Here is a 10,320-nt window from a genome sequence, read left to right as displayed (position 1 = left end):
TTACTTGAATTAAAGGTCTTCGAAAAGATGAACTCTTTCACACGTTATGGACGTATAAATAGTAGAACGGTGATTGTTCAAGAAATGAGTTAAATAGAAGAAGAGTGGTTTTGGTAAAAGGGGGCATTCTTATGAGAAGGTTTTTTTATTACTTCGGATGGACAATGGTTATAGGGATTATTATTTATTCAGGTGCAAAATATCAGTTCCTGTTGAAACAAGAATATATGAAAAACTTTGAAGTACTATCATTTATTTTGTTTTCATCAATATTTCCTGTTGGTATTGGAATACTGCTCAGGTTGCCAAAACTTATAATTGAGATTAAAGAGAATAGACAATGGACCTTTGATTGGGCTAAATTCATGGGGGTTGGATTGCCATCCCTTGGTGTATTATCTATGTGTGTACTACTATTTACACCAGCGGGGGAGAGTATTCTTCCATTTGTACCGGAAATAATTTATTCCGGAAATTCAACAATTCAAATAGTAGCTGGTGTGGTATTTGGATTTATCTTGTTAGATAGTGTAAAGAGGTAATAAATTGTTTTTAAATGAACGCGTTCCAACCACAACTGTCAATTAGTAATGGAGTTTGTATAATTTGCTTATTATTTACGTTAAAGCAGTAATAAAAAAGCATGTAAAAGGCCGCTAATTCATAAACGAATTAGCGGCCTTTTACGTGCTTCATTTTGCACCGGTGAACAGAATGGATGACATAATCGGATAATTAGCCTGTTCCGCGTTATTACTTCTTCTCATCAATATGAAGGGTCTTATCATCTGCAAACTGTACATCCAATTTGAACTCATCATACGTATCGAGTCCATACCACTGTAAAATGCGATCGATTGCTTCTTCTTTAGTAGTCCCGCTATCAATCAAAATTTCCATAAACATTTTATGCATATCGTCAATGGCCTCATTGCCTTCCAGATTCACGTCCTGGAACTCGTTGACGTACTCTGCATCGTCAGGTTTTACATCTTCATAATCCGTCTCGATTTTCTTATTGTCTTTCTTGATCGTTAAATCGAAATCCGTGAAACCATAACCGTCACCCGTGTTAATGGTACTGCCGTTACTCTCGTCTTCAATGCTGACTGCATCGTCATTGTTTGGTGCCTCGTCTTTTGACGCGCAACCTCCGAGAAGTAGAATAGATGAAACTCCTGCAATAGATAACATTCGCATGAACGACATAAGCGCCACCCTTTCTAAAGTGTATACTATTTGTATTATCACCTTAAAACGACTACCTTAAACAAAAAAATGTTCTATTTGTCGACAGGAGAATGGGAAGATGCCCAATTAATGATACTTTCGCTCCATAATTGAACCGAGCATTTGTCGGATCGGTAAAACTTGTCCGCTTGGTAATCGAACCTTTCCATGATAATAGCCGACATATTGATTAATCGACATCTTCCGTACAATATAATCATCAAGCGTTGGGCATTGGAAAAATGGTTTAAACGTCAACTGGATATCATTCGAAAACTTTGTGTGAATTTTCCATGCGCTTTTCGGGTCTTCTTTATCACTTTCGAATACTACATCTTCATGAAATTTATGCATCGTACCTTCTACGAAGACGGCATTTTCCGTCAACCCCGTACCATCCGTCCAACTACCGCCGAAATTTAAGCCGATCCGTTTGCCGCTTGTCCGCTGGGAAGCCATCGCCCAGTCCCAATTCGTTCTGGCATTCCATACGCCGCGCCCATAATCGCAAATGGCAAAACTGTAATAGGGATTGAAATCAAAGCGTCGATCACCAAAACGTACATATCCGCCGGTCGGCATAATCGAATGTTTGGAAGTGAAATGGAATGAGTCTCGACTTTTCGGAATGACTACATTTAATGATTCATCTTTCTCGGGATGAATAATATGTAAATCTGCATGCAACACTTCATTGTCAAAATCAGGAATGACAATGGACAAATGCGTTTCACCTTGCATATGTACGAATTGAACCGTCATATCGTCATGCGCGAACTTGATACTATCGAGTGCCTCTTCAGGCATTTTAATACGTCTTCCAAAAGGAAGGGTTACATGTTTCTCGTAGAATCGCTGTGTTTCATAGTTGAGTATGTAAATTAGACAAGTCACTTTATGATCCAGGTGTACGATCGAGGCGGTTAATAAAATATCCTCCCCATAGATGCACCAATTGTTCCAGCGCTTCTTCTTCATGAACTGTCCTCTTAAATTGCTCCTCACTAAAGGGCTGCGTGCGTATCCTATTGATTCAGGATTCAGAAGCCCCTTGGAGTCACACAGAGAAACAATTTCAGATAACTCTCTTTCTTCATGCTGCATACCATTAACCACCTTTCTTGCCTATTGTCTTTTAAACGAACAATTGATATACTCTATATTGTATCAGATATAAGGGGCATTAGCTCAGCTGGGAGAGCGTTGCGCTGGCAGTGCAAAGGTCAGGGGTTCGAGCCCCCTATGCTCCATTAAAATAAAGAAGGCAGTTCATTAGAGAAATCTCTAACGGACTGTCGTTTTTTTTATCGAGACAGTACTAGTAAACCTATCTTCTCCTTCGCCATGCGTAATGAAACTATTTACTATTGTATAATTATTCATTGTAATGTATATTGAATACTATAGAAAGTAATCGTTATAAGATCTTGTCCAATATATGGAGTATACAAGCAAACGTATACATATACTTGTAGACAGTTGGTAGGCCGTATCTTATAATTGTATTAATTTAGAATATTTATACTAGCAAAGAGAGAGAAGGGGAAATGTATGAAGAAGATGTTTACAGCATTATTGCTAATCCTATTATTGGTCGTTGCGGGATGTAGCAGTAACGATGGAGGGGCAGGCTCAACAGAGAAGTCCACGTTGAAGAATATTAAAGACAACAAAAAATTGGTGGTTGGAATTGCACCAGGTTATTTCCCTTTTGAAATGAAAAGCATTGAAGGCGGTTATGTCGGGTATGATATCGATCTAGCAAACGCAGTGGGTGAAGCGTTAAATACGGAAGTAGAGTTTAAACAATTCGTATTTGATGGCTTAGGACCGGCTTTGCAAATAGGTGAAGTAGATATGGTCATCGCAGGTATGACGATTCGTGGGGATCGTGCATTATCCATTAGCATGTCCAATCCTTACTATAAAACAGGTCAGGCGATCATGGTGCCAGCTGCGAATAAAGGGATCAAATCATGGGAAGAGCTTGACGTCAAGGGGAATAAAATTGCGGTAGGTATCGGGACTACGGGCGCATTGCTTGCGAAGTCTCAGTTCAAAAATGCGGAAGTAGTAGACTTCGAGGATTTCCCGTTAGCAGCTACGACAATGGGTTCAGGACAGGCTGATGCCGTTGTGTATGATGAACCTGCCATTGCTGTTTGGCGTTTGGAACATGAAGGAGAAGTTCATCAAGTAGAAGGTTTGATGTCTGCTGAGAATCTCGGAATTGCAGTAAAGAAAAATGATTTTGAAACGATTCAATGGTTGAATTCATTCTTGCACAGCTATGTGGACAGCCCGGAAGAACTAGCATCAAGAAGTCGTTGGTTTGAAGAAAGCGACTGGCTAGATAAGGTTTCGGGAGAATAATATGGGCGGCTATGAATATGACTTCAGTGTAATATCGCAAAATATGGATATCTTTATTGAAGGGGCGCTGAAAACTCTTGAAATTTCAGCGATCGCATTATTGCTGGCTATTCCGATGGGGATTATTATCGGAATGGGTAGGATTTCCCGCAATAGATTCATCCGTATTCTTTCCTCAGCCTATGTAGAAGTCATGCGCGGCGTGCCGTTGCTTGTACTATTGATTTGGATTTTCTTTGTACTCGGTCAATTTTTAAAGCTCGGTTCTTATTGGGCATCAATTATTGGGTTGGCTGTTTTTACCGCAGCATTCATTGCAGAAATTGTTCGTTCAGGAATACAAGGTGTGCCAAGAGGTCAGATGGAGGCAGCTCGTTCGTCAGGTATGACCTACTGGCAGGCGATGCGTTTGATCGTTTTGCCACAAGCATTCCGAAGAGTTCTACCGCCACTTGCTTCACAATTCATCATGCTAATTAAAGACTCCTCTTTGATCTCGGTCATCGGTGCGACGGAATTGACGTTGAACGCGAAGAATCTCGTGGCCACTAGTATGCGTTCCATAGAAGTATGGACATTCATCGGTTTCGTTTACTTTGCCATGACGTTCACGTTATCCATGATCATTCGTGCGATCGAACAAAAGTTATTAGCGAGAGAAAATTCATAAAGCTTGACGTGAAGGAGTGCCAGATATGATTTCTATTAAACACGTAAATAAAACATTCGGTATGAACCAAGTGTTGACAGATGTCTCGCTTGAAGTACCTAAATCACACGTTGTGGCCATCATAGGCCCAAGTGGAGCAGGGAAGTCTACATTAATTCGTACGATCAATGCGCTCGAACCTATCGATGACGGAGAAATTGTAGTAGACGGCGTTTCCATACACGATAGAAAAGTGAATATTAACAAAGCGCGTTCTGAAATCGGATTCGTGTTCCAAAGCTTTAATCTTTATCCATTTCTCACGGCATTGCAAAATGTCACGCTCGCGCCTATCAATGTAAAAGGGCTAAGCAAAAGCGCTGCGGAAACGCGAGGGAAGGAGTTGCTGACTTCACTCGGTCTTGGAGATAAATTTGATGCGTATCCGAACCGGTTATCTGGCGGTCAGCAACAACGTGTCGCGATAGCGCGTGCGCTCGCAATGGATCCGCAAGTGATGCTATTCGATGAGCCGACTTCCGCACTCGATCCCGAGATGGTCACCGAAGTTCTCGATGCCATCCGTAAACTGGCTGAAAGTGGTATGACGATGGTCGTCGTGACACATGAAATGGGCTTCGCCAAAGAAATTTGTGACGAGATCATCTTCATGGCAGATGGCAAAGTCGTGGAACAGGCATCACCTGCCAAGTTCTTCACGAATCCCGATTCCGAACGCGCCCAGAATTTTTTATCAAAAGTATTACATCACTAATTGAACGTCCCTCGTTGTCATATGATATGGCAAGGAGGGATTTTTTTGTACAATCGACAAGCGGCAGTAGACTATGCAGACACTTGGTGGAATAGCAGAAACCCTGCCTTCCCCAGTTTTGAAGATGACTGTACGAATTTTATTTCACAATGTCTGTTGGCGGGTGGAGCACCGATGCATGGACAACCAAACCGCGAAAAGGGTTGGTGGATGCGTAAAGGCACATGGAGCTTCAGTTATACCGTCGCTCACTCAATGCGATGGTACTTAGCGACTTCTACAAAAGGACTGACTGCAACTCAAGTAAAAACTCCCCAAGAATTACAGCTAGGCGATATCATTTCGTATGACTTCCATGGAGACGGGCGTTTCGACCATACGACGATTGTAACTGCCAAGGACGGAGATACACCGCTCGTCAATGCCCATACGTATAACGCATATCATCGCACATGGGATTATAAGGACTCCTATGCTTACTCGCCAAATGCGAAGTATATCTTTTTTAAAATTAATGATCATTTCTCATAATTATCCAGTTCTGCATCAAAGTGTTTCTCATAGCCTCTAGCAACAGACTACCAAGTTAGGGTATAATGAAAAATAGATACTTATTGCAAAGGAGAAGGTTGAGTGTGAATGAACAAGCATTATCGGTAAGAGAGGCCATTGTTACACGGCGCTCTATTAAGAATTTTAACGGACAACCGATCGAACCAGAGATCATTCCAGAAATTATAGAAGATGCCGTTTGGGCTCCAAACCACGGAAACCGGAATCCTTGGCGATTGATCGTAGCGACAGGTGAACAGTATGAACAGCTTTTGGACGTCTTGAAGGAGTTCGGTGTAGCAAATTGGAAGCAGCTTTCTGCTGAGGATCTTGAAAAACAAATGAAGAAGTTCTCGACTGCCAGTGCAGCTGTATTCGTCATCGTACCTGAAGATGTACGCCAAAAAGAACGGCTGGAGGATTACGCAGCAGCTAGCACGCTAATTCAAAATATTCAATTGCTTGCTTGGGATAAAGGAATTGGTACTTGTTGGAAGACGCCACCGTTCATCGATCACCCGAAATTCCGCGAGCGTTTAGGCGTAGAGACGGGCGAACGCATCATCAGCATGTTGCAGTTCGGCTATTTCGATACGTCACCGAAAGCCTCACCACGTAAGCCGGTAGAAGAAATCATTACGTACTTTGGAAGTAGTGAGGACGAAGAAGAGGAATCTTGAGAGTGGTAAAGTGCCATTTTTCATGTAAATATACGAATGAAATACAAAACAGGCTACCCCATTTGTGGAGTAGCCTGTTTCTTGTATGTGAGAAGGGAGAAGCGCTCAATGGACTCACGCGTCCGCTCTATGCAACGCCACGAGCGCTCAATGCACGCAAGCAACCCATCTATCCGCTCACAAATCACAAATCATAGCCCTAGTTTTTCGATCTCTCCATAATAATTACTGATAACACGCAGTCCTTTATCGAAATTCTCCAAATGGAAGTGTTCATTCGGTGCGTGGAAGTTTTCTGTATCCAGTCCGAAGCCCATCAAGACGACGGGTAAATTTAGAATTTCATCGAATGCAGCGACGATGGGTATGGAGCCGCCACCGCGTGTGTAGACGGTAGGTACGCCGTATACTTGCTCGTACGCTCTGCCAGCCGCTTGGATGACTTCGTGATCGTATGGAGTTAAATAAGGTTTACCTTTATCAAATTCAGTAACCGTCACTTCACATCCGACTGGTTCGTGTTTCGCGATGTGCGCGCGTAGTTTTTCTATGATTTCATCCGGCTCTTGATCGGGAACTAGACGGCATGTGATTTTCGCTCCGGCTTCGGAAGGAAGGACGGTTTTGATACCTTCTCCTGAAAATCCGCCGAATACACCGTTAATTTCGAGTGTAGGGCGGGCCCATGTACGTTCTGTGTATGTGTAGCCTGGCTCGCCAGTGAGTTCTTTGACACCGACTTCTTTTTTCACTGCTTCTTTATCGAAGTCGAGAGCAGCCCAACCCGCGCGCTCCTCTTCTGTTAGATCGCGAACTTGATCATAGAATCCGTCGATTGCGATAGTTCCTTCGGCATCACGGAATGAAGCCAAGATTTCGACAAGTGCGTGGATTGGATTTTGAACACCGCCACCATAGAGTCCGGAGTGCAAGTCGCCTTTAGGACCTTTCACATCGATTTGTACGCCGGCTAATCCACGCAGTCCGTAGCAAATGGCGGGCTGCCCAGGGCCGTACATGCCTGTATCTGAAATGACGATGAAGTCTGCCGCTAGCTTGTCTTGATTATTTTGGATATATTCCTCGAGGCTCGGGCTACCGATTTCTTCTTCTCCTTCAATAATTAGCTTGACGTTAACAGGAAGTTTTCCTTCAACATTCATCAGCGCCTCGATTGCTTTACTGTGCATAAACACTTGCCCTTTATCATCGCTTGCTCCGCGTGCATATAATTTATTATCACGGATTGTTGCTTCAAATGGAGGTGTTTCCCATAAGTGAAGCGGATCAACAGGTTGCACATCGTAGTGGCCGTAGATCAGGATGGTTGGCTGACCTTCAGCATGTAACCAGTCCGCATAGACAACGGGTTGTCCAGCTGTTTTTTCAATTGACACGTTATCCAAACCGATTGTTTCGAATTCATTCGACAGCCATTCTGCTGCTTTTTGCATATCTGATTGATGTTCGGAAAGTGCACTGATGCTTGGAATTGCCAAGAAGCTCGTTAACTCTTCCAAGTGGCGGTCACGGTTGGTTGTGAAATAGTGATCCAATGCTTGTGATGAAGTCATGGTAAACCCTCTTTTCTTTGGATATTTTCTATATCACAGTATAGCAGAAATTCGTGAGGTATTAAGGTTTAGGCACTTACGGGTAAGGGAACTGAATGATAAAAGTATACGTTCTACCTGTATGTTGCATTAACGATTCAGTTTATATATGTGATATACTTATGAAATAAGAAATGTTGGATTCATGGCAATAACATATGATGAATGATGACAAATAAATGGAGAAACGTTGGAGGAGACGCAATTGTTTATTGCACTGGGACTATGTTTATTTTTGTCCTTCTTTTTATCGGGAAGTGAAACGGCGTTGACCGCTATCAATCGAATGAAAGTTCAATTGCGTGCGGATCAAGGAGACATTAAATCGATAAAATTACGAAAATTGATTTCCAAGCCGGACCGTATGATTACGGCCATATTAATTGGGAATAATGTTGCGAATATTTTGATGCCGACGATTGTGACGATGATTGCAATCGATAAAGGATTGAGTATTGGGTTACTGACAGGGATCTTAACGGTTATTTTGATTATATTCGGAGAGGTATTGCCGAAAACGATTGCTGCAACATTTGCGGATCGTATCGCGTATTTTGTAGCACCACCCATTTCGGTGCTCGTGAAGTTAATGATTCCATTGACGTTATTCCTATCATTGTTTACCAATTTCTTCGTTCGCTTAATTTCAAAAGGAACGGTGACGGAAGCCACTTTGACGAAGGAAGATGTGCGTTCCATGGTGGACATTGCATCTACTGAAGGTACATTCGGTCAGGATGAATCAATCCGTCTAAAGGGTATGCTAGATTTTCGGGATAAAGATGTTAGCGACGTAATGGAAACACACCGTACGGATATTATTTCATTGTCGATGGATTCTACGTATGAAGAAGTACGTGACGTCGTATTGCAGTATTTCTATACCCGCTATCCAGTATATGAAGAGAGTATCGACAAAGTGGTCGGTATTTTTTATTCCAAAATGTTGATTGAGTGGTCAATGTTTCCCGAGCGAACGTTTGCGGAGGTAATTGATCGCCAGCCTTTGTTCGTCGTGCAGACCGCAAGTGTTGAGCTTGTGTTTAAGCGTATGTTAACGCAAAAGAAACATATGGCGATTGTGCTAGATGAATATGGTGGGACACTTGGGATCGTCACACAGGAAGATATTATTGAAGAAATGATTGGACAGGATATAGAGGATGAAACGGACGTGGAGGAAGAGTCGATGGTCTTCGAAAAAGAAGAGAATCTTCTAGTCTGTCAAGGACGTTTAGAGATTGAAGACGTGATTGAACTACTCGATATAGAGTTACCTACCGATCACGATACGATCGGTGGATTTGTTTTTCAGGAAGTGGGTCATATCCCTGAAGAAGGCGAGAAGTTTAGTTATAATTCGTTGTTGTTTGAAATTGAAGAAATGGACAGAACGCGAATTTTGCGCCTAAAGATTACCAAGCAGGAACCAAAAGAAGAGGTCGTTGAAGCGTAGAGTTTGTCAAGTAACCTTACACAATTGTAAGGTTACTGAAAGAGAAAGCGATAGCTCGTAATGTGTGTGTCTATGATAATAAGGGTACCAGTTATAAAACGGAGGCTACTTATTATGAAAAACGACTTAAACGCATTATACGAAGAATATGGACGCTATATATATCATTTATGTCTTAAACTGACTCGCAATAAAGAAGAAGCAGAAGATCTCATGCAAGACGTATGGGTAAAAGTAGTGCGCTACAGCGGTGAAATGAGTGAAGTCAACCGTATGAAGGCTTGGTTGACGACGATTTGTATGAACACATTTCGCGACCGTTACAGAAAAAATGTACGTCAGAGTCAATACGTGATGAATCAACCTGATACATTAGACGTTCCGATCTTAGATTTGGTTCCTAGTAATGCGAAAACTCCTGCTGAATTGATGGAGCAGAATGATATTTCCGAGCTTGTGCAACAGAAAATCAGCGAGTTGGACGGTATTTACCGAAAAACGATTGAGTATTTCTATGTGAATCAATATTCGTTAGTAGAGATCGCAGGGTTGATGAGTGTGTCGATCGGCACTGTGAAGTCCCGCTTGTTCCGCGCGAAGAAGTACCTGAAAGAGTTGCTCGTACAAGACGAGGCAGCTGAAGAGTATGTTATGGCCTAAGCTCACACTTGCTGTGGGCTTTTTTTATGGAGTAAGAGGAGATTAAATTCAAGGTCCGGAACATTACATTCGTAGAGAGTGAATTAGTGAGCACGAGGGGATGGAAGCTCCAGTTGGGGACGCTTTCCTGAGGGCGTGGCCCGAGCCGCTTCCCTCACTTCGTTCAGTCCAGGGTCTCGGACTCACGCTGATCCTCCAGGAGCATTCCTGTTTGGTTAGTGGAGCCCTATTGAAATAGAAAAGTCCCCTTGGTATGATTCGGGGGTGTCAAGGCATCGACTACTTGACCCCTAATAATAACCAAGGAGGACTCACATGAATTCTAAAGTGAA

At 42.5% G+C, this 10,320-nt stretch carries 11 protein-coding genes and 1 tRNA gene; 9 read left to right on the top strand and 3 right to left on the bottom strand.

The features are described from left to right. Positions 1–131 precede the first annotated feature (131 nt). On the top strand, positions 132–542 hold the full coding sequence (locus tag CSV67_RS13285) for a hypothetical protein (RefSeq protein WP_099632078.1): 411 nt from the start codon (positions 132–134) through the stop codon (positions 540–542). A gap of 211 nt (positions 543–753) precedes the next feature. On the opposite strand, the gene CSV67_RS13280 is transcribed toward CSV67_RS13285, so the two are convergent. Then, positions 754–1,200 (bottom strand): YusW family protein, encoded by a 447-nt coding sequence (locus CSV67_RS13280; RefSeq protein WP_158232943.1) that lies wholly within the window; start codon positions 1,198–1,200, stop codon positions 754–756. A 117-nt stretch (positions 1,201–1,317) separates the two neighbouring features. Continuing rightward, a complete protein-coding gene (locus tag CSV67_RS13275; RefSeq protein ID WP_099632076.1) occupies positions 1,318–2,334 on the bottom strand; it encodes a DUF2804 domain-containing protein in 1,017 nt (338 codons plus the stop codon). A gap of 73 nt (positions 2,335–2,407) precedes the next feature. Here CSV67_RS13275 and CSV67_RS13270 point away from each other — a divergent pair. The 6 genes from CSV67_RS13270 to CSV67_RS13245 all read left to right on the top strand — a co-directional run bounded on the left by CSV67_RS13270 (position 2,408) and on the right by CSV67_RS13245 (position 6,259). Further along, a tRNA-Ala gene (locus CSV67_RS13270) sits at positions 2,408–2,480 on the top strand. Between the two features lie 301 nt (positions 2,481–2,781). After that, positions 2,782–3,603 carry a transporter substrate-binding domain-containing protein gene (locus CSV67_RS13265; protein WP_099632075.1) on the top strand — a complete coding sequence of 274 codons (822 nt, stop codon included), beginning with the start codon at positions 2,782–2,784 and terminating at the stop codon, positions 3,601–3,603. A 1-nt stretch (position 3,604) separates the two neighbouring features. Continuing rightward, positions 3,605–4,273, top strand: coding sequence for an amino acid ABC transporter permease (locus CSV67_RS13260; protein WP_083034879.1), 669 nt, complete (start codon positions 3,605–3,607; stop codon positions 4,271–4,273). A gap of 25 nt (positions 4,274–4,298) precedes the next feature. Then, positions 4,299–5,027: an amino acid ABC transporter ATP-binding protein gene (locus tag CSV67_RS13255; RefSeq protein ID WP_099632074.1), complete on the top strand. Its 729-nt coding sequence runs from the start codon at positions 4,299–4,301 to the stop codon at positions 5,025–5,027. Between the two features lie 45 nt (positions 5,028–5,072). Beyond that, on the top strand, positions 5,073–5,558 hold the full coding sequence (locus CSV67_RS13250; protein WP_233192009.1) for an amidase domain-containing protein: 486 nt from the start codon (positions 5,073–5,075) through the stop codon (positions 5,556–5,558). A gap of 104 nt (positions 5,559–5,662) precedes the next feature. Then, entirely contained in the window at positions 5,663–6,259 is a 597-nt protein-coding gene (locus CSV67_RS13245) for a nitroreductase family protein (RefSeq protein ID WP_099632073.1), read from the top strand. Between the two features lie 191 nt (positions 6,260–6,450). Here the strand turns inward: CSV67_RS13245 and CSV67_RS13240 are convergent, their stop codons facing one another. After that, positions 6,451–7,833 (bottom strand): dipeptidase, encoded by a 1,383-nt coding sequence (locus CSV67_RS13240; RefSeq protein ID WP_099632072.1) that lies wholly within the window; start codon positions 7,831–7,833, stop codon positions 6,451–6,453. Positions 7,834–8,077: 244 nt separating this feature from the next. Here CSV67_RS13240 and CSV67_RS13235 point away from each other — a divergent pair, with 244 nt between their 5' ends. Then, positions 8,078–9,328 carry a hemolysin family protein gene (locus CSV67_RS13235; RefSeq protein ID WP_099632071.1) on the top strand — a complete coding sequence of 417 codons (1,251 nt, stop codon included), beginning with the start codon at positions 8,078–8,080 and terminating at the stop codon, positions 9,326–9,328. Positions 9,329–9,442: 114 nt separating this feature from the next. Next, complete coding sequence (locus tag CSV67_RS13230; protein ID WP_099632070.1) at positions 9,443–9,988, top strand: RNA polymerase sigma factor; 546 nt, start codon at positions 9,443–9,445, stop codon at positions 9,986–9,988. The last annotated feature ends 332 nt before the right edge of the window (positions 9,989–10,320 follow it).

This window comes from Sporosarcina sp. P2 (genome assembly GCF_002743255.1).
Lineage (GTDB): Bacteria > Bacillota > Bacilli > Bacillales_A > Planococcaceae > Sporosarcina.
This window is presented reverse-complemented; position numbering and strand designations above follow the sequence as displayed.